We start from the raw sequence: 20,460 nt of genomic DNA on the forward strand, positions 1-20,460 counted from the left end.
GCGGGCCCCCCCCCCCCCGCGGCTCGAACGAACCCAGGTATGATGCTCAAACAAGCGGCAACTCAAACCGCGCCTCCGGGTTGTAGATCGGCACCAGCGCTCCGATGCTGCTCAAAAAGCTCAACGCCACTTCGTTGTCCTGCGGCAACCGCCCACGGATGCGCTTGTATCCCTTATCCCGCGCAAACCCGAGCGCATACTCGGCGAGCGCCGTGCCGACACCCCTGCGCCGCACTTCCGCCAGCATCCACACACCCAAGATCACCGTATCCGGCTCGAACGTGTTGTAATCGAGCGCCGCGAATCCGACCACGCGTCCGTCGAGCGTCGCGAGGAAGACGCCGCCTTCCCCGCCCAACCTCGTGAGCCACGTGCGCACGCCATCCGCCGGCATCGCACCGTCGAAGCCGACCGGGTTCGGTTCTTTCACAACTTCCGCGATGACCGAGGCGATCGCGTCGGCGTCGTTGATGTTCGCCTGCCGGTACGTCGGTTCGGACTGTGTCCTTGTCTCACTCACGTTGGCCTCCTCGCCCGCGGCTCACGCGTCCGCGCACACCCCGTCGACCATCTCGATGAACTGCTCGAACAGGTACATGTTGTCGTGCGGCCCCGGCGACGCTTCCGAGTGGTATTGGATCGTCATGATCGGCTCGCGGACGTGCCTCATGCCTTCTACCGTGCCGTCGTTCACGTTGCGATGGCTCACACGGACGTCGGCGGCGAGCGACGCGTCATCCAGTGCGTAGCCGTGGTTCTGCGCGGTGATGTACACGCGCCCCGTCGCCTCGTCGCGCACCGGGTGGTTCGCGCCCCGGTGTCCGAACTTCAGCTTGAAGGACTTCGCGCCGAACACCTCGCCCAGCACCTGGTGCCCCAGGCAGATCCCCATCACCGGCACCTTCCCGACGAGCCCCGTTGCTGTCTTCACCGCGTAGTCGAGCAGCGCCGGATCGCCCGGCCCGGGCGAGATCAAGACGCCGTCCGGCTTCATCGCGAGGATGTCCTCCGCAGAGGTGTGGCACGGCACGGCCGTCGATGCGCAGCCGAGTCCGTTCAGGACGCGCATGATATTGTACTTCACTCCCAGATCGAGCACGACGATCGAACGGCGCCGAGCGGCGCCGTCCGGCGGGTAGTCGTACGCTTGCCGCGTGCTCACCCACGGCACGAGATCCGTCGTCCCGTAGCGCGGCAGATCGCGCAAACGCGCCAGCGCCTGTTCCGGCGCCTCATCGTGCGTGACCGTGCCCATCATCACGCCTGCCGTCCGCAGCTTGCGCGCGATCGCGCGCGTGTCGACGCCTGTGATCCCCGGCACCGCGTGCTCGGCAAGGTACTCGTGCAGCGTCTTCTTCGAGCGCCAGTGGCTTGGCGCGTCGCACTCCTCGCGCACGACGAACGCCCGCACCTGGATCCGCCGCGACTCGACGTCGTGCTCGTTGATGCCGTAGTTGCCCTGCAGCGGATACGTCATCACCAGGATCTGCTCCGCGAACGACGGGTCGGTCAGCGCTTCCTGGTATCCCGTCATCGCCGTGCAGAACACCACCTCGCCGTTCGATCGCGCCGGCGCGCCAATCGCATCACCGCTGAACACCGTCCCGTCCTCCAGCACAAGGTGCGCCTCAGCCATTGCGCGCAAAACTCCCGCGATAACCAGGCGTCGTTCGCGCACCCGCCGGGATTCTGTTACGCAGAGCGCGAGCAACCGCGATAATTCCTACCAGCCTGCGTTCGACGCTTGCGATTCCCTCTGCACCCAACCTTCTACATCCCACGTCCGACCTCTGACCTCTGACTTCTGACCTCCGACCTCCGCGCTACCCAACCGCCACCTCCGCCCCGTGCACGATCCGCCCGCCCGCGATCGTCATCACCACCGCCCCGCGAAGCGTCACGCCCGCAAGCGGCGTATTCTTGCCTTTCGAGGCGAAGCGCTCCGGTTCGACGGCCCACTCCGCATCCGGATCGAGCAGCACGATGTCCGCCGGCGCTCCCTCGGCAAACGTCCCGATCCCCGGCACATGCCGCTCGAGTCCGAGCGCCCGCACCGGCCCTTGAGTCAGCCGCTCAATCAGTGTCGCCAGTTCGAGACGGCCATCGTGCACGAGCCGCATGCATAGCCCGAACGCCGTCTCCAGCCCGCTGATCCCGAACGCCGCGTCGTCGAACTCACACAGCTTTTCGATAACGGCATGTGGCGCGTGGTCCGTCGCGATGCAATCGATCGTGCCGTCGACAAGCCCGTCGACGCATGCGTCCACATCGTCCTGCGAGCGTAGCGGTGGATTGACCTTCGCGTTCGTGTCGTAGATCAATCCGTCGCCGCCGTTCGCGCCGAACGCAACGACCGCGTCCGTCAGCGTCAGGTGATGCGGTGTCACTTCCGCCGTGACGCGCACTCCCCGCGCCTTCGCACGGCGGATCGCTTCGACCGCGGCCCGCGTGCTGACGTGCGCGATGTGTACGTGCGCGCCCGTCGCCTCCGCAAGCGCGATGTCACGCATGACGGCCGTCTCTTCCGCCGCCGCCGGCGCGCCCAGCAACCCCAGCCGCGTCGCGATGCGGCCCTCGTGCATGACGCCATCTTTCGCCAACGACGTGTCTTCGCAGTGGTCGATGATCGGGAGGTCAAACGCGCTCGCATACTCGAGCGCCCGGCGCATCAGCGTCGCATCCCGTACCGGCGCGCCATCGTCGCTGAATGCGATGCAGCCCGCCGCCGCCAAGTCCCCCAGCTCCGCCAGTTCCTTGCCTTCCCGGCCCTTGCTCACCGCGCCGATCGGCAAAACGCGCACGTGCGCCCGCGCCGAAGCCTCCCGCAGCACGTATTCGACCACCGAGCGCGTGTCCATCGCCGGCTCCGTGTTCGGCATCGCGCACACCGTCGTAAATCCACCCCGTGCAGCCGCGAGCGTGCCCGATGCAATGTCTTCCTTGTACTCCAGCCCCGGGTCGCGCAGGTGCACGTGCAGGTCGACGAACCCCGGCGCCACGATCAATCCGCTCGCATCGACCACGCGCGCGCCATCGTGCGGCAGTCCGGCGCCAATCGCCCTCACGATGCCGTCCTCGAGCATGATGTCCGGCGCGTAGCCTGCGACCGCGAACTGCGGCGGTAGCGCCGCACCGGCGACCCGGCAATTCACGATCAGGATGCGCTCGCTCACGCCGCCCCCTTCGCCGTCGATCCGCGCCCGCCGCCCTTCGACGTGCGCGTGATCAGCCAGAGCACCGCCATCCGCACCGCGACGCCGTTCGTCACCTGCTCCTCGACCCCTGACTGCAACCCGTGCGCGACGTCGTGGCTGATCTCGACCCCTTCGTTCATCGGCCCCGGATGCATCACGAGCGCATGCGGCTTCGCGCGGGCGAGCCGTTCCGAGTTCACCTGGTAGAGCCGTGAGTACTCGCGCATCCCCGGCACGAAGCCGCCGTGCATCCGCTCCGTCTGCATGCGCAGCGCCATCACGACATCCGCGCCTTCGATCGCCCGGTCGAGGCTCGTCTCGACGCGCGCCGCCGGCAGCACGCCTTCACCGGCGCCGATGCCCGCGGGAATCAGCGTCGGCGGCGCGCACAGCACGATCTCCGCGCCGAGCGCGCTCAGCGACCACATGTTGCTGCGCGCGACGCGCGAGTGCAGCACGTCCCCCACGATCACGACACGCTTGCCACGCACATCGCCCAGGTGCCCCCGCATCGTGTAGAGGTCGAGCAGCGCTTGCGTCGGATGCGCGTGCAGGCCGTCGCCCGCATTGATGATGCTGCAATCCGCCTCCCGCGCCGCCAGATACGGAGCGCCCGAGCGGCTGTGGCGCATCACCAGCACGTCGGCGCCGACGGCGCGCAGCGTCTTCACCGTGTCGACGAGCGATTCGCCCTTGCTCACGCTGCTGCCCGATGCCGAGATGTTGATCACGTCGGCACCAAGCACCTTCCCCGCCAGCTCGAACGACGCGCGCGTCCGCGTGCTGTTCTCATAGAACAGCGTTACGACGGTGGTACCGCGGAGCGCAGGGACGCGCGGTACTTCGCGCGACAAAACTTCCTTCATCGTGTCGGTCGTGCGCATCAGCGCATCCAATTCATCCACGCTGTAGTCGTCCAGGTCCAACAGGTGACGCCGCCGCCATTCCGGCTCCGCGCCCGTCGTCTCGGACAGCGGCGCATCGGCGACGCGCGTCTCGGGCGGCCGTATTGAAGTCATGTCGGCATCTCCGCTTCCTGCAGCGCCGCGACGTGTACGTATTCCTCGCCGTCTGTCTCGTCGAGCCGCACCTGCACGTCATCCGACCGTGACGTCGGTATGTTCTTCCCGACGAAGTCCGCGCGAATCGGCAACTCCCGGTGCCCGCGGTCCACCAGCACCGCCAGTTGAATGCGTCCCGGCCGTCCGTAGTCGATCAGCGCATCGAGCGCCGCACGCACCGTCCGTCCCGTGTACAGCACGTCGTCCACCAGCACGACGCGCTTTCCCGCCACCTCCGGCAAGTCACTCGGCTGGATGTTCACGCTCGGCCCGCGCTCCGTCAGGTCGTCGCGGTAAAACCCTACGTCGAGCGAGCCCACCGGCACGTCGACGCCCTCGAAGCCGGCGATCGCGTGCGCGAGCCGCTGCGCCAGCGGTACGCCGCGCGTCCGCATACCGATGAGGATCAGGTCATGAGCACCGCGGTTATGTTCGACGATCTCGTGCGCGATCCTCGTGATCGCGCGCCGGATGTCGTCCGCGGACATAATCGCTACCTCGCGCATCAAACAACCTCCTGCCCGGCAATCCGGAAGGAGGCTGCGTACGAAGCTGCGGGCGCGCAGAGCGCCGGGTAACTCGAAGTCATGTCAGCTTCCTTTCCGGCCTCACGGGACCGGATTAAAGGTGTCGGTACAGACAATGTAGATCGCCGGTGCTCCGCAAACAAGCATCGCGTCATTCTGAGCGAAGAGAAGAATCCCGTCATAAACGCACAATCGCCGGGCGCTTGACACGTCCCGGGACGCGTCGCACACCATTCATGCAAGAATTGCGCAGGCAGCATTCGACGAGGTCAGCGCTCAATGAGGCATCCCGCACTCTACCTCGCATCAGCCATCCGGCAGTGGCCCGTCCCGATCGTCGTCATCACGATGTGCGCGGCGGTCGCGCTGGCGTTCGGCATCCCGCGCCTCGAGTTCCAAAACGGCCAGGATACCCTCCTCGATCCCGGCTCGAAGATCTCCCGTGACAACACGCGCTTCCAGGGGGAGTTCGGCGGCGACCCGATGCTCGTCCTCTTCGAAACGCCGCCCGGCACGTCGATCCAACAACTTTTCTCTGCCGAGAACCGCGCTGAACTCGCGCGCTTCCAGGCCGACCTCGAAGCGAGCGGGCACTACGAAAGCATCATCACGCCGCTGCTGATCCTCGAACTCGCACAGACGCAGGTGCGGCAGCGGATGATCGAACAGCCGCTCAAGCTCGCGCGTGATCAGGACGAAGCGGCCGCCGCCGCCATGCGCGACGCGGCGGCGCGAGGCGAGAGCGCCCAGCAGCAGGAGGCTGCCGCCGCTGCCGCGCGTCAACGCGTCGCCGACGCGTTCAACGCACAGTTCGGCGCCGATGCGCAGCGCTTTCTCACGGTGGGCGACCAGACGCTCGAAAACCCCCGCTTCGTCGAGTTCCTCATGTTCGCCGCCGATGGCGCACTCCGCCCTGAACTCACCGGCATCTTTCCCGACGACCGTCACGCGCTCATGGTCGTGCGCCTCAAAGGCAACCTCTCGATCGACGAAAGCTCCGAGCGCGCCGCCGACCTCGTCGACGAGGCCGCCGCGTATCAGTTCGCCGGCGTCGACAAGATCGTCTCCGGCAGCCCGCTCCTCATCAAAGAGATCAACGACGAGATGCGCGAAGCGATCGCGTTGATGGCGATCTTTGCGGTCGTCATCATGGCCGTCGTGCTCGCGCTCGTGTTCCGCGCGCGCTGGCGGCTGCTCTCGCTGCCGGCCGTGCTCGTCGGATGCGTATCGGCATTCGGACTGATGGGCTTTCTCGGCATCCCGCTCACGATGGTCACGATCTCCGGCCTGCCGATCCTCATCGGCCTCGGCGTCGACTTCGCCATCCAGGTGCACAGCCGTGCCGAGGAAGAAGCGCAGACCACCGGCTCCGCCGAGCGAGCGATCGACCGCACGTTCGTGCGTCTCGGCCCGGCGCTTGGCATCGCCGTCGTCGCCGCGGCCATCGGCTTCCTCGTGCTGCACCTCTCCGACGTTCCCATGATCCGTGACTTCGGCTCCATGCTCGCCGTTGGCGCGGTGATCGTGTTCGTGACCAGCGTCGCGCTGATCAGCAGCATCATCTTCCTGCGCGAACGCGTACGGCTCGGCACGCAGCAACAGCGCTCGCGCTTCGAGGTCGAACGCGTCGTCAGCGGCCTCACCGCCCGTACCGTCGGCAAGCTCGCGCCGATCGCCGTCCTCGCTGCAGTCATCGCCGTCGGCGGCCTATGGCTGAGCCGCAACATCGGCACCGAAACCGATCCTGAGAAGTTCGTGCCCTCCAGCAGTGCAGTCCTTGAGGATCTGCACTACGTCCGCGATATCACCGGATCCACCAGCGAACTCAATCTGCTCATCGAAACCAGCGGCAACAAGAAAGTCACCGACGGCGATGTGATCGCGTGGATGGGCGCCTTCGAGCAACGTCAGAAGGAGCGCCACCCCGAACTCAAACGGTCCAACAGCCTCGCATCGCTAACGTCATCTCTGACCGGCGGCGCGCCAACATCCGCCGCGGCCATATCCGCCCTCGACGCCCTGCCGGACGCACTAGTCGCCTCCGTCATCAACGCCGATGCGACGATGGCGTCGATCACGTTCGCGATCAGCGGCAATCAATCACTCGCCGAGCGCAAAGCCATGACACAGGCGATCGAGGACGACGCTGCCGCGCCTGATGGCCTCAGCATCGCACCGGCCGGAATCGCCGTCGTCGGCACCGCATCGGTCGACGCGCTCAGCGCCAACCGCGACCTCATGTCATTCGTGGCGCTCGCCGCGATCGCCGTCTTCCTGCTCGCCGCCTACCGCAATCCGGTGAAGGCCCTTGCACCCCTGCTGCCCGTCGTGCTTGCGCTCGGCGCGTCGGCGATGCTGATCTACGCGGCAGGCATGCAATACAGCCCGCTCACGTCGATCTCCGGCCCGCTGATCATTGCGATGGGTACGGAGTTCAGCGTGCTGCTCATGGCACGCTACTTCGAGGAGCGCTCCGCCGGTCTCGAACCCCGCGAGGCCATGTCGAAGGCCTCGATGCGCATCGGCCGCGCCATCATGGCGTCGGGTCTGACCGTCATGGGTGGGTTCGCCGTGCTCGCGTTCACCGACTTCCCGCTCCTCGACAACTTCGGCAAGGTGACCGCTCTCAACATCGGCATCAGCCTCATCAGCACACTGGTGCTCCTGCCGCCACTCCTCGTCTGGGCCGACGAAGACCGCGGCTTCATCCCCGTCGCCCCACCCGAAGTCACCTGAGTCCGGCGCGAGCCCACCCTCATCTGCCCGCATCTGCTGCATCTGCTGCATCTGCGGATGAAAAACGGGCGGCCAATCCGCCACCCCCAACAAAAGAAAACCTCTGTGCCTCTGTGCCTCGGTGGTTCCGTCCCCTAATCGAACGCCACCCGCCCGTCACCCTGCACCGCCACCGGCTGCGATGCCGGCCGCCGCGACGCATATCGACGCTCCCGCGCGCTCGCATACAGCAACGCGACAACGAACGTCGCCGTGCCTAGTAACACGATCGTCGCACCCGATGACGAGTCCAGGTAGTAGCTCAGGTACAGTCCCGCAAACCCGTTCACGGCGCCAAGCATCGTCGACACGATGAGCATGCGGCTGAAGCTGTCCGTCACCAACCGCGCCACCGTCGGCGGAATCACGATCGCCGCCGCAATCAACGTCACGCCCAGGATGCGCATCGAAGCGATGATCCCCGCCGCGAGCACCAGCGCGAACAGCGTATCGATCGTGCCCGACCGCACGCCGTAGGCCGGCGCCACGTCGGGATCGAACGTGTTGAACAGGAGTTGCTTGTAGCCGAAGAACGCGAATGCAAGCGTCAGCAGCGAAACTCCGGCAAGGACCCACAGATCGCGGTCCGTGACGCCCAGGATACTCCCGAAAAGCGCAGCGTCGAAGCTGCGGGTGAACGTGTTGTAACGGCTGATCAGCAGCACGCCCAGCGCGAAGCTCGCCGTCGTGATGATGCCGATCGCCGCGTCCGCGCCGATCGTGCGACGGCGCGATGTCATGTTGATCAGCAGCGCCGACAGGAAGCCCCACATGCCGGCGCCGATATAGAAGTTGATCGAGATCACGTAGCTCACGACGGCGCCGCCGAACACGGCGTGCGACAGCCCGTGACCGATGTAGCTCATCCGCCGTAACACGATGTACACGCCGAGCAGCCCGCAGATCCCGCCCGCCATCAACGCGGCGAGCAGCCCGCGGACGAAGAAGTGGTACTGCAGCGGCTCCAGCAGGTCAGGCATGCTTCGCCCCTGCCGCGTCTGCTTCGACGCGCGCACCCATCGCGTCGGCGCGCTTGTCGCTGCGCCCGTAACGGTGAGGCATCTCCGCCACCATCGGAATCCCTTCATGGATGATGACGTTCATGTCCGCCTTGTACGTCCGGCGCAAGATGTCCGTCGTGAAGATGTGCTCCGGCGCTCCTTCCGCGATGACGCCCCCGTTGACGCACACAACCCACGGAAGGTGCGCGGCGACGGCGTTCAGCTCGTGCGTCGTCAGCACGATCGTCAGCCCCGCGTGGTTCAGTTCGTCCAGCAGGTGCAGCACATCGTCGCGCGTCTTGATGTCGACGCCCGATGTCGGCTCGTCGAGCAACAGCAGCTTCGGATCGCTCACCAGCGCCCGCGCCAGGAAGACGCGCTGTTGCTGACCGCCCGACAGCTCGCGGATGTGCCGTCGTCGCAACGCGTCGATGCCGATCCGCGCCATCACGTCCCGCGCCGCGGCACGGTGCTCTTTGCTGCTCCACGGGAAGGGACCGCTGCGCGCGGCCAGCCCCATCATCACCACTTCCTCGACCGTCACCGGGAAGTGCCAGTCCACCGTCTCGAGCTGCGGCACGTAGCCCACGCGCGCGTCGCGGTGCCCCGCCGGACGGCCGCCGATCGAGATGTTCCCCTCGTACACGTTGACCGCGCCGAGCATCGCCTTGAGCAGCGTTGTCTTGCCGGATCCGCTCGGCCCCACGACGCCCACGAAGTCGCCTCGCGTGATCGAAAGGTTCACGCGCTCCACGACCGGCACGCCGACGTACCCGGCCGAAAGGTGCTGCATCACTACGAGCGGTTGACCTGCCATGATCGTCCCTACTGTGGATACTCGGCCTGGCTCTGGCTTCCGAACGCGACGCCGCCGTCGATGCCTGCGAGCGCGTCCACGTTGCCACCGAGTGCCGGCAGCATGATCTCCATGTTCGTCAGCATCAGCCCGATATACGAGTGCCGGTCGTCGCCGGGCTCCCCTGGAAGATCGTCGTCACGCAAATCGTCGATGTACTCCGCGCCGGACTCCGAAGCGATCGCCTCCAGCGCGCCGCTCGGGAACACCTCCGAGCCGAAGATCGCCGGTACATCCTCGTCACGGACCTGGTCGATCAGGTCCGCGATCTCCGAAGCCGAAGGCTCGCTGAAGTCGGACGGTTGGATCGCGCCGATGACGGTGAACCCGTACGTCGCTGCCCAGTACGCCCACGAATCGTGGTACGTCAGAAGTTTGCGGTTCTCCTCGGGCACCGTCGCCGCCGCTACGGCGATCGCCGCGTCCAACGCCTCCAGCCGCGACGTCAACTCGGCGTAATTCGCGTCGTAGTCAGCCGCGTTCCCCGGATCGAGCGCGACGACCTTCTCATGAATGATCTCCGCATAGCGCATCGCGTACGGCACGTTCGGCCAGAGGTGCGGGTTCGGGTCGCCATCCTCCTCCGGAAAGCTGAAGTCGAACTTCAAGTCCGCGTCCGTGACGGTCATATCGCCGAGCGTCACGATCTCCGTGCCTGCTTGCTTGTTCGCTTCGGCAAGTTCGATCGTCGGCTCTTCGAGCGCCAGCCCGTTGACGAAAATAACGTCCGCATCGGCGAGCGTCTGCGCGTCGCTGGGCGCCGGTTCGAACGTGTGCGAATTCGTACCCTCCGGCACGATGCCGATAACACGCGCATGCTCGCCGACAATGTTCTCAGCCAGGCTCGTGATCGGCGCCACGGTGGTAACGATCGTCAGCAGATCACCACCACCCGCGGATGGAGTGTCATCGATTCCCCCGGCGCTATCGTCGCCGCACGCGGCGAACGCCAGCGACGCAGCGGCCGCCAGTGCGAATAATGAATAGAGTTGCCGCTTCATGCGGAGCGTCCTCAGTTGTTGATTCCCTTGAGGTCTCGCCGGCATCCCGCGCACACGCCGAAGATCGCAAAGTGGTCGATGTCCGCCCGGAACCCTACGTCGCGATTGATCTCCGCGCCCAGGCCTTCGAGATACCGATGGTCGAGTTCTGCTACGTGATTGCAGCTGCGGCAGATCAGATGGTGGTGCCGCTCGGTGCCGACCCACTCGAACGCCGCATCCCCCGTGCCCATGTGCGTCTCGGAAATGAGTCGCATGTCCTTCAGCACCGTGAGCGTGCGGTAGACCGTCGAAATGTCGACGTACGGGTACTCCTGCTTGACGCGCTCGAAGATGTCGGCCGCGGTCATGTGCTCATTCGCGTGCCGCAGCGACGTCAGGATCATCATGCGTTGCGGCGTCATCTTGTGCCCCGACTCGCGGAGCACGTCGATCGTCTCGGATTCGCAGCTCATGCCACTCTCCGTTGTTGCAACCAGTTGCGGCTACTGTAACTCACACGTATCGAACGGTGCAACTGCCAGCACCCGCGCTCACACTGGAGATTAGCACAAATGTTTCACGTGAAACAATGGGGCCTGGACGCCTCAGCCGCTGAACGCCATCGTGAACGTCACCCCGCCGCGCGGCTCGTTCCGGGCATCGATGTGCCCGTGGTTCAACTCGACCAGTTCCCGGGTGATCGCCAGACCCAGCCCGCTGCCGGTCGCCGTGCGGCGCGTCCGGTCGCCCCGGAAGAAGCGGTCGAACACCCGCGGCAAGTCGTCCTCGGCGATCGACGACCCGGAGTTCGTCACCGAGAACAGCACCTGCGGTGGCGCCGACCCGTTCTCCGACCATCCCCGCACCGCGATCTCCCCGCCCGCCGGCGTGAACTTCGCGGCGTTCTCAAGCACGTTGGTCAGCGCCCGCTCGAGCTTCTCAGGATCGACGTCGTGGAGCGCAACCTCCGGGCGCACGTTCACCTGCAGGTCGATCTGCTTCATCCGCGTCACCGGCTCGATGCGACGCACGCAGCGCGACGCCAGTTCTTCCAGCGGCACCGTCTCCCGGCGCGTGATGATCTGCCCTGCATCGATCTCGCCGAGGTAGAGCAGGTCGGCGAGCAGCGCGTTGACGTGCGATGCCTCGTCCCGGATCACCGCCCCGATGCGCGGCGCATCGTTTGCTGCCGCCGTGCCGTCGACCAGTGATTGCGCATACCCCGTGATCGAGGTCATCGGCGTCTTGAGGTCATGCGACACGTTCGCGAGCAAAGCCCGAATCTGCGTGTCACGCCCGCCGACCCGCTGCGACATGACGGTGAAGGATCGCGCCAGCCGTCCGATCTCGTCATCGCGGTCCAGTTCGATGCGCTGGTCGAAGTCGCCCTGCGCAATCGCCTCCGATGCGCGCGTGAGGCGTCGCACCGGCTGCGCCACCTGCCGCGCCAGCAGGATGCCCGCGATCGATGCCAGGGGCACCGCAACGAGCGCCGCGAGTACGAGTCCCGGCAACACCCCGAGCCACGCGCTGGCAATCGTGCCTGATTCCACCGCGAGCACGATGCGGAACGGCAATTCCTGCCCCGACCCCGTCACGAACCGCGACGACGCGGACACAAACGTCAGGTTAGGCTCGCCGAACCCCGCCGGCGGCTCCCACGAAACGAAGCCCCGCTTGATGTCTTCCGACCCGGACTGCGGCACGACGATGCGCTGCCCCGTCAGCTGTTCGTTGGTCTCGTAGAGCACCGTACCGTCCGTCGACAGGATGAGGATGCGGACGTCCTGCTCTTCCGAGAGGTCGTTCAGGATCTCGTAGAACTGGCGCTCGTCCTCGTCGCGCGGCAGGAGCGCGAAGAACGCCTGCTGATAGATCGCCGGCGAAGCGGCCGCCACGCGGTCGAGCGCCTGTTCGCGCCGCTCTTCGCGCGTGCGGAAGACGAACACCACGCCGGAAAGAAAGATGGCGAGCACGATCACGGCCGCGATCGCGAGCACCATCTTCGTCTGGATGCTGAAGAGGAACGAGCGCAGACGCGCCTTCACGCGGGGATCGCCTCCACGAGCCGGTAACCACTGCCCCACACGGTCTCGATCTTCAGGCCCGAGCCCTCGAGCTTGTTGCGCAGCCGCACGATGTGTACGTCCACCGTACGCATGCTGTAGAACGACGTGCCCCACACCAGGTCGAGCAGCTTCTCGCGGTCGAGCGTCACGTTGACGAAGCGGGCGAACGTCGCGAGCAGGTCGAACTCCTTCGGCGTCAATGTCACCGGCTCGCCCTTGATCTCCGCGGTACGATTGCGCACGTCCATCCGCAGTTCGCCGATGTCGATCTGCTCGCCGGAAGGCTCGACCGCCGCCTTGCTGCGCCGGAGCACCGACTGCACCCGCGCGACCAACTCCGCCGGGTTGAATGGCTTGGTGACGTAGTCGTCGGCGCCGAGCTGCAGCCCGGACACCTTGTCGATATCGGACGAGCGCGCGGACAGGAAGATGACGGGCATCTCGCTGCGACGCCTCAGCCCGCGGATGATCTGCAGCCCATCCTGGCCGGGCATCATGATGTCCAGCACGGCGAGCGCGAATCGCTGTTCGCGGAGCAGCCGCTGCGTCTCGTCCCCGTCCGACGCGACGACGACCTCGTACCCGGATTTCGCCAGGTACATGCGGACGAGGTCGGCGATGTTGCTATCGTCGTCAGCGACCAGGATGCGGTTGGAAGGGATGGTCTCGTTCATAGATATTGCGTCCTCTCACTATAGAAAAACGGCAGGACGCGTGCGCTCTGCCGTTTGACGGGTTACGGCCGGCGCGAAGAGCCGCTCTGCGGGACGGCCGGCGAAGACTCATCGCCGCGGCGCCGGAACTCGAAGTGGAAGCCATCTGGCGAGCCGAAGCGCCACTTGAACCCGGGCAGTCCCCCATCGACGATCTCATCGAGGTGGTCGCCGAGGCGCGACTTCAATTCGGCCGCCCGCTCCTCGGAGAGCACGCCGGATTCGACCGCCTCGTCGATCCGGGCGTCCGCCTCCGACTGTATGAAGGTCTTCAGTTCGTCGCGGCTCTTGCCGTTCGCCTCCGCAACGGAGGCGAGGCTTTCGCCCTCGGCCAGTTCCTTCATCAACGCGCTCTCCTCCATGCCGAGGAAGGTGGCAAGGTCAGAGAACCCATCCAGCAAGCCGACGCCGAGTCCGAATGCTTCGCGGAGCTTGCCAAAGGGGTGCCCGTCGCGCTCGCGGTCGCGGAGCGCGGGCCCGAAGCCGTCGTGCAGCGGCGTGTCGTCAAGGCGCTCCCGGAGCCGATCCGCCTGCTCCTGCGAGAGGTCGCCGCGCTCGGTCGCTTCATCTATCTCATCGCTGCGGGCATCCTTGACTGCCTGCTCGAGCCGCTCGGTCTCGATCCCGAGCTTGCCGGCGACGCGGTCCAAAAAGGTCGGACCGTCACCCGCGTCGTCGCCCGCGGCCGCCAGGCCCACGCCCGCCACGACGATCAGGGTGCCCGCCGCCACGGCGCCTATTAGCCAGGCTCGCCCACTCATCAGCACCCTCCGCATCCACGTCCCACTGCTCCGTTGATCGTAGGAGAGAGCGTGCAGACAGGTGTTTCGAAGGCGTTAGCGCCAAGTCTGCGTCGAACGAAGGCAACTTCCGGAATATTTTCTCCGGGGTGGCCATCAGACTCGGCGATTTACGCCGATTACTTGGTACGAAGGTCAAAACCGAATAGATCGCTCCGACAAAGGCAAACCCGCCGAAAGGCGGCGACGCAAAGCCACGGGCCTACGTCTTTCGAGATAAGGTAGCCGGGCCGCCGAAGGCACCTCTGGGGAGGTCGGAGTCTGCAGCCCTTAGCCGCAGCGGCCGAGGGTATTTTGTTGCTCCGCCCGTCCCCAGGACGGAGAGATCGCGCATGACCAGCAAGCTCAACCTGCAAGGTGAGGACCTGCGCCTCGTCGCGACCGATGGGTCGTACGCGGATGTTGGGCGAGCTGCCGTCATGGCCGGTCTGGCTCCGGAACTTCGCGCTCTCAGGGACGAAGCCGCACGGCGTCACGCTACCCCAACCCCTGACCCTGACCCCACCCGCGTGACGCCTGCCTGCGCGTGTCGCAGACGCTTCGTTCGAGCGAACTGGTGTGCCTCGTGACCCGGCGGCCGCACTCCGCCTCGCGAGGAACGACTTCGGGTCGAGCCTAGGCCTGCACTCCCAAACGTCCACGACCCCGTGGACCCTGGGCTCGACCCGATGACACCCCCTTGAACATCGACCCGACTACGACGTCTTATTGGCCTGACGTCCGCCGCGGGCGAATCAGACATTGCGCATGCACGCTGCTGCGAGCCAATATGCTAAGGGGGCGCGACGCGGATATCGAAGCAAGACGTGACACGCCGGCCGGGCGGGTCTTTTTGCTCTGGCTCTGCGAGGTTTGTATGGTGACCGAGTGAGCAGGTCGTTGCTCGACGATGCGTTTGCCCATCATGTTTGGGCGACACTGCGGCTGATCGATGCGTGCCTCGCGCTCAGTCCTGCGCAGTTGGAGGCCGCAGTCCCTGCGACGGAGCGCTCGATTCTCGCGACGATGCGCCACGTTATCGGGGGCGACTCCTTCGACCTCTTCGTCGCGAGTGGTGAGCGCGGCTCCTTCATCAGGGCGGACCGGATGGGGCTTGCGCAGCTCAGGGCTGCGATGGAGGACATCGGCACCGGATGGTCGCGACTTCTCGACGAGGGCATCGATGCGGACGCCGTGCTTCGTGAGGTCGACCCTGACGACGGGTTCCAAAGACACGCTCCGATGGGCATCCGTTTGGCGCAGACGCTGCAACACGGGACCGACCATCGAAGCCAGATCTGCACCGCGCTCACGACGCTCGGCGTGGAAGCGCCGGCCGTTGACGTGTTTAGCTTCGGCGTGCAGGATGGCCGCGTCGTCGAGGTGCCAGCGCCAACCTGACCATTTCGCCGATCGTTAACTCGTGGAGCCGAACGCCGAACACGGTTGTGGATGTGTCCGGCTTCGATTCGCGAGACACGCATCAATCCGACAAGACGTTTGCCCCGCACGGGCCGGCCAGGGCGACGAGGGCGCGTCCAGGCCTCTCCAATGGCGGTACGCTTCCGGCGGAGGTGGCTGCCATGACCACTCGCCGCGAACACGACTCACTGGGCGACGTGCAGGTGCCGGCGGATGCGCACTACGGGGCGCAGACGCAGCGCGCCGTCGACAACTTCCACATCTCCGGCATGCGTGCGCATCCGGCGTTGATCCGAGCGACGGCGCTGGTAAAGCTCGCTTCCGCGAACGCGAACGCGAAGCTTGGCAAGCTGGATGAGCGGCGGGCGGAGGCGATCGAGCGGGCGGCGCGCGAGATCATCGATGGGAAGATGGGCGACGAGTTCGTCGTGGACGTGTTCCAGGCAGGCGCCGGGACGTCGCACAACATGAACGCGAACGAGGTGATCGCCAACCGCGCGAACGAGATCCTCGGCGGCAAGCGGGGTGCGTACGACCCGGTGCATCCGAACGACCACGTGAACATGAGCCAGTCGACGAACGACACCGTGCCCGCATCGATCCGGGTGGCGGCTCTCTCGATGGCGCCGGCGCTGCTCGACGCGCTGCGATCGCTCGCGGAGGCGCTCGACGAGAAGGGACGCGAGTTCGACGGCATTCTCAAGTCGGCGCGCACGCACCTGCAGGACGCCGTGCCGATCCGCCTGGGGCAGGAGTTCTCGGCATACGCGTGGACCGTGCGGCGCGACGCGCAGCGCGTCGAGGAAGCTTTCGCGTACCTGCAGGAGATCAACCTTGGCGGCACGGCGGCCGGCACGGGCATGAACACGCATCCGGACTACGCGGCGACGGTCGCGGCGGCGCTCGCCGAAGGTTCCGGGCTCGACGTGCGACCGGCGGGCAACCTCGTGTCGGTCGCGGCGTCGATGGCGGACTTCGCGCACGCGTCCTCCGCGTTACGCACGACGGCGCTCGACCTGACGCAGATCGCCAACGATCTGCGGTTGCTCAGCTCCGGTCCGCGCACGGGACTCGCGGAGATCCAATTGCCCGCTCTGCAGCCCGGGTCGTCGATCATGCCCGGCAAGGTCAACCCGGTCATTCCGGAGATGGTGAACATGGTGTGCTTTCAAGTCGCGGGCAACGACACGACGATCGCGCTCGCGACGCAAGCGGGCCAGCTAGAGCTGAACGTCATGATGCCCGTGATCGCGCACAACCTGCTGCAGTCGATCGAGATCCTCACGAACGGATCGCGAGCGCTCGCCGAGAAGTGCGTGCGCGGCATCACCGCCGACGAGGCACGCGCGCGCTACTACTTCGAGGCGAGCGTGGGGATGGCGACGGTGCTGAATCCGCTCATCGGGTACGAGGCAGCAGCGAAGGTGGCGCAGGAGTCGGCGCGCACGGGGGAAACGATCGTCGAACTGGTGCGGCGGCAGAAGCTGGCGACGGAGGAGGAGCTGGCGCGGCTGTTTGACCCGGGGTCGTTGACGGAGCCGCGCGCTTAGTCGCCTGGTCGCTGGTGGCTGGTCGCTGGTCGTTGGTTGACCATGGTTGGTGGTTTGACCTGACGCTTTGGTGGGTTATGCGCCGCGCGGGCTTTCAGCCCGCGCTCGGTAGGAGGACACGTGCGTTGCAAGACGGGATTCTTCGCTTCGCTCAGAATGACGTTCATATCTGCCGCTCCGCTCTGAGCAGATCCCGTGACTGCAGATCGGATCTCGGCCGCAGGGTCGTGCGTAGTGAAACCGCGCCAGCTACAGTTCCGCGATGGCTGCTTACTACACGTCGCAGGAATACGACGCGCCTTCGTCGTTCATCTGGACGGTGCTGACGGATTTCGGCTCGTGGCCGGAGTGGTTCCCCAACCTCAGCGAACTGCGATTCAACGCGGACGATCCGCGCGACGGCATGGAACTCGTCGGCATCGGCGAGCGGCCGGACGAGTGGACGCGCTGGCAGATCTCGCGGTTTGCCGCGCCTTCGCTGCTGAGGTGCGAGCACGTTGACTCGAACGTTCCGTTGTCGCGCGGCGTGGCTGCGGCCTACCTGTTGTTTGAACTTGCGGACGACGAGGAAGGCTGCCGGCTGGACCTCGAGATCGGCGCACAGGGGCAGGGGATCATCGGCGACCTGGTGGTGGGCACGGGCCTCAACTTCGGTGCGCGCCGATTACTTCCCGAGATCATCGATGCATTCAACGGACACGTCGTGCGGCGCGCGTCCGCCGGGACGTGACGTTGCGAACGGGGAAGATCCCCTCGTCGATGCTTGCGCAACTCCTGCGCGGCATCCCGGCGGATCCGCGCGTGCTTGTCGGACCGGGCATCGGGCGCGATGCGGCGGTGATCGACATCGGCAACGGCCGCGTGCTCGTCGCGAAGACCGACCCGATCACGTTCGCGACGGAGCTGGCAGGTTGGTACGCAGTAAACGTCAATGCAAACGACATCGCGTGCATGGGCGCCGAGCCGCAATGGATGCTGGCGACGGCGCTGCTGCCTGACGGCGTCGCCGACGCACTTCCTTCCGAGATATTCCGCCAGTTGCTGGACGCGTGCGAGAACCTCGGCGTCGCGCTGGTCGGCGGGCACACGGAGGTGACGATCGGGCTCGACCGCCCGATCGTGGTCGGCGCGATGTTCGGGGAGGCCGCGCGCGATGACATCGTGAGCGGGGACGGCATCGAAGACGGAGACGTCGTGATGATCACGAAGGGCATTGCCATCGAGGGCACGGCGCTACTCGCCCGCGAGTCGGCTGATGCGTTGGCGATGCGCGGCGTGGACGCACGGACGATCGAGCGGGCGCGGGACATGCTGTTCGCACCCGGAATCAGCGTCGTCGAGGATGCGCGTGCGGTGCGCCGCGCTGCGAAGCCGCGACTGATGCACGATCCGACGGAGGGAGGCCTGGCGACGGCGCTCTACGAGATGGCGGAGGCGGCGGAACGGACGATTCGCATCGACCTGGAGGCCGTACCGATATTTGAGGACACGCGCGCAATCTGCGGCGCCCTTGGACTCGACCCGATGGGGCTGCTGTCATCGGGGGCGCTGCTGGCGATCATCGGACGCGAGCATGTCGCGGCTGTGACGTCGGAACTGGCGCGGGTTACGATCGATGGAAGAATCATCGGCACGGTCGAACGGGGAGACGCGAGGGTTATAATGGGTGCCGAGGAATCAGCTTCGCCTCTGCCCACGTTTGACCGCGACGAACTGGCGCGGTTCTATGATGTCGTCGAGACGGACCGAGAGAGAGTACCCCGGAAGGAATAGGTGTATGACGTCCGAAGGCCAAGCACGGACACTCGGCGAACTCAAGCAGTCGGGGTACCGCCCGCTCAGCGTCAAAGAGGAGATGCGCAACAACCTGATCACGCGCATCCGCAACGGCGCGCAGATGTTCGACGGCATCTACGGGTACGAAGAGTCGGTGGTGCCGCAACTCGAGAACGCGATCCTCTCGGGGCAGGACATTATCTTCCTGGGCGAGCGCGGACAGGCGAAGTCGCGCATCATCCGCAACCTTGTGAACCTGCTCGATGAAGCGATGCCGATCATCGCAGGGAGCGAACTGAACGAGAGCCCGTTCGAGCCGATCACAAACGCCAGTCGCGGACGGATCGAGCAGGAGGGCGACAACCTTGAGATCGAGTGGATCGGCCGCGACCGCCGGTACGGTGAGAAGCTCGCGACGCCGGATATCACGATCGCGGACCTGATCGGCGAAGTCGACCCGATCAAGGTCGCCGAAGGACGCTACCTGGCGGACGAGTTGACGATTCACTACGGGCTGATCCCGCGCACGAACCGCGGCATCTTCTGCATCAACGAGTTGCCGGACTTGGCGGAGCGCATCCAGGTCGGACTGCTGAACATCATGGAAGAGCGCGACGTGCAGATCCGCGGCTATCACATCCGCATGCCGCTCGACGTGCTTGTTGTCGCTACGGCGAACCCGGAGGACTACACGAACCGGGGTCGCATCATCACGCCGCTGAAGGACCGCTACGGCGCGCAGATCCGGACGCACTACCCGCGCAACGTCGAGCACGAGATCGACATCATGGAGCAGGAGAGCTCGGCATTCGAGGATGCGGATTACAAGGTCAGCGTCCCGCACTACATGAAGGAGATCGTCGCGGAGATCACGCGACTCGCCCGCCGCAGCCCCGACGTGAACCAGCGGTCCGGCGTATCGGTGCGCGCTTCGATCGCGGACTACGAGAGCCTGCTGGCGAACGCGATGCGGCGCAGCATCCGTCTTGGCGAGAACGACGTGGTGCCGCGGGTGAGCGACCTGCCGTTCGTCATCCCGACGATCAGCGGCAAGGTCGAATTTGAGACGGTCGAAGACGGCAAGGAAGAACAGATCATCGAGAAGCTGATCCAGGGGGCGGTGGTGGCGGTGTTCAACCGCTACTTCAACGTCGTCGACCTGGAGGACGTGGTGACGCGCTTCAAGGCGGGGCTTTCGGCGGAAGTGAGCGACGGCATGAGTTCCGTGCAGTACGTCGAGCTGATGAAGTCGATCGACGGGCTCGCCAAGGCTGTTGCGAAGCTCGATACGGGCGAGAATCCGGCGCTGGTTGCGAGCGCGATGGAGTTCGTGCTGGAGGGGCTGCACCTGAACAAGCGCCTGAACAAGGATCGCATCGGCGGGCGCGTGCAGTACCGTGGGTAAGAAATGAGTGAGGACGTCTTCACGTATTTTGCTCGCGACGGACAATCCGAGGTAGTGCACGGTTCGCTCGAAGGGCGTGGTCGCATCTGGGTTCGCGGCGAGTACCAGGGCAACGATGTTCCTAGCCCGCTGAACGTGCGAGTCGGAGACTCCGGCATCAAGGCATGGATGGTTATTTTGTGGCTTAACGTCAGCGAGCAGGGGAACCGCGAGAAGCTGCTGCGCGACTTCGAGAGCGTCCTGACTCGAGAGGATCTTGAGAACGCTCTGTGGTTCTATGAGAATAGCCCGATGGCTAAGGAGTCAATCGATCAGCGCATAGGGGAGGAGCTGCAACCCGCCTAGGGTT

General features: G+C 65.7%; 19 protein-coding genes and 1 riboswitch. Of the genes, 7 read left to right on the forward strand and 12 right to left on the reverse strand.

The genetic code is table 11. The features are described from left to right. Positions 1-46: 46 nt before the first annotated feature. From WEB52_08010 to pyrR, 5 genes are all read right to left on the reverse strand, one after another. Positions 47-520: a GNAT family N-acetyltransferase gene (locus WEB52_08010; protein MEX2226377.1), complete on the reverse strand. Its 474-nt coding sequence runs from the start codon at positions 518-520 to the stop codon at positions 47-49. Between the two features lie 21 nt (positions 521-541). Continuing rightward, positions 542-1,636 (reverse strand): glutamine-hydrolyzing carbamoyl-phosphate synthase small subunit, encoded by a 1,095-nt coding sequence (gene carA, locus WEB52_08015; GenBank protein ID MEX2226378.1) that lies wholly within the window; start codon positions 1,634-1,636, stop codon positions 542-544. A 187-nt stretch (positions 1,637-1,823) separates the two neighbouring features. Then, complete coding sequence (locus tag WEB52_08020) at positions 1,824-3,152, reverse strand: dihydroorotase (protein ID MEX2226379.1); 1,329 nt, start codon at positions 3,150-3,152, stop codon at positions 1,824-1,826. Between the two features lie 17 nt (positions 3,153-3,169). Next, entirely contained in the window at positions 3,170-4,213 is a 1,044-nt protein-coding gene (locus WEB52_08025; protein MEX2226380.1) for an aspartate carbamoyltransferase catalytic subunit, read from the reverse strand. Next, positions 4,210-4,761: a bifunctional pyr operon transcriptional regulator/uracil phosphoribosyltransferase PyrR gene (gene pyrR / locus WEB52_08030; GenBank protein MEX2226381.1), complete on the reverse strand. Its 552-nt coding sequence runs from the start codon at positions 4,759-4,761 to the stop codon at positions 4,210-4,212. Before pyrR ends, WEB52_08025 begins: the two co-directional genes overlap by 4 nt. 300 nt (positions 4,762-5,061) lie before the next feature. Here pyrR and WEB52_08035 point away from each other — a divergent pair, with 300 nt between their 5' ends. Further along, positions 5,062-7,518: an MMPL family transporter gene (locus tag WEB52_08035; GenBank protein MEX2226382.1), complete on the forward strand. Its 2,457-nt coding sequence runs from the start codon at positions 5,062-5,064 to the stop codon at positions 7,516-7,518. 134 nt (positions 7,519-7,652) lie between these two features. Here WEB52_08035 and WEB52_08040 read toward each other — a convergent pair whose 3' ends face one another. From WEB52_08040 to WEB52_08070, 7 genes are all read right to left on the reverse strand, one after another. After that, entirely contained in the window at positions 7,653-8,537 is an 885-nt protein-coding gene (locus WEB52_08040) for a metal ABC transporter permease (protein ID MEX2226383.1), read from the reverse strand. After that, entirely contained in the window at positions 8,530-9,375 is an 846-nt protein-coding gene (locus WEB52_08045; GenBank protein ID MEX2226384.1) for an ABC transporter ATP-binding protein, read from the reverse strand. The genes WEB52_08040 and WEB52_08045 overlap by 8 nt, the downstream gene beginning before the upstream one ends. Positions 9,376-9,383: 8 nt before the next feature. After that, a complete protein-coding gene (locus WEB52_08050) occupies positions 9,384-10,415 on the reverse strand; it encodes a metal ABC transporter substrate-binding protein (GenBank protein MEX2226385.1) in 1,032 nt (343 codons plus the stop codon). Between the two features lie 11 nt (positions 10,416-10,426). Further along, on the reverse strand, positions 10,427-10,870 hold the full coding sequence (locus WEB52_08055) for a transcriptional repressor (GenBank protein MEX2226386.1): 444 nt from the start codon (positions 10,868-10,870) through the stop codon (positions 10,427-10,429). 132 nt (positions 10,871-11,002) lie between these two features. After that, positions 11,003-12,445: an ATP-binding protein gene (locus tag WEB52_08060; GenBank protein ID MEX2226387.1), complete on the reverse strand. Its 1,443-nt coding sequence runs from the start codon at positions 12,443-12,445 to the stop codon at positions 11,003-11,005. Further along, entirely contained in the window at positions 12,442-13,140 is a 699-nt protein-coding gene (locus WEB52_08065) for a response regulator transcription factor (protein ID MEX2226388.1), read from the reverse strand. The genes WEB52_08060 and WEB52_08065 overlap by 4 nt, the downstream gene beginning before the upstream one ends. Before the next feature lie 62 nt (positions 13,141-13,202). After that, positions 13,203-13,940: a hypothetical protein gene (locus WEB52_08070; GenBank protein MEX2226389.1), complete on the reverse strand. Its 738-nt coding sequence runs from the start codon at positions 13,938-13,940 to the stop codon at positions 13,203-13,205. A 192-nt stretch (positions 13,941-14,132) separates the two neighbouring features. Then, positions 14,133-14,217, forward strand: a riboswitch (cyclic di-GMP riboswitch). 629 nt (positions 14,218-14,846) lie between these two features. On the opposite strand from WEB52_08070, the gene WEB52_08075 reads away from it, so the two are divergent. The 6 genes from WEB52_08075 (at position 14,847) to WEB52_08100 (ending at position 20,456) form a co-directional block, all read left to right on the forward strand. Then, positions 14,847-15,359 carry a DinB family protein gene (locus tag WEB52_08075; GenBank protein MEX2226390.1) on the forward strand — a complete coding sequence of 171 codons (513 nt, stop codon included), beginning with the start codon at positions 14,847-14,849 and terminating at the stop codon, positions 15,357-15,359. Between the two features lie 182 nt (positions 15,360-15,541). Further along, positions 15,542-16,930: an aspartate ammonia-lyase gene (locus tag WEB52_08080; GenBank protein ID MEX2226391.1), complete on the forward strand. Its 1,389-nt coding sequence runs from the start codon at positions 15,542-15,544 to the stop codon at positions 16,928-16,930. Positions 16,931-17,192: 262 nt separating this feature from the next. Beyond that, positions 17,193-17,660, forward strand: coding sequence for an SRPBCC family protein (locus WEB52_08085; GenBank protein MEX2226392.1), 468 nt, complete (start codon positions 17,193-17,195; stop codon positions 17,658-17,660). 29 nt (positions 17,661-17,689) lie between these two features. Next, on the forward strand, positions 17,690-18,703 hold the full coding sequence (locus WEB52_08090) for an AIR synthase related protein (protein MEX2226393.1): 1,014 nt from the start codon (positions 17,690-17,692) through the stop codon (positions 18,701-18,703). Positions 18,704-18,707: 4 nt separating this feature from the next. Beyond that, positions 18,708-20,111: a sigma 54-interacting transcriptional regulator gene (locus tag WEB52_08095; protein MEX2226394.1), complete on the forward strand. Its 1,404-nt coding sequence runs from the start codon at positions 18,708-18,710 to the stop codon at positions 20,109-20,111. A 3-nt stretch (positions 20,112-20,114) separates the two neighbouring features. Beyond that, the gene (locus WEB52_08100) at positions 20,115-20,456 is read left to right on the forward strand and encodes a hypothetical protein (GenBank protein MEX2226395.1); all 342 of its coding nucleotides are present in this window, start codon (positions 20,115-20,117) and stop codon (positions 20,454-20,456) included. Positions 20,457-20,460: the final 4 nt, after the last annotated feature.

The organism is Dehalococcoidia bacterium, from assembly GCA_040902535.1.
Classification (GTDB): domain Bacteria; phylum Chloroflexota; class Dehalococcoidia; order DSTF01; family JACRBR01; genus JBBDXD01.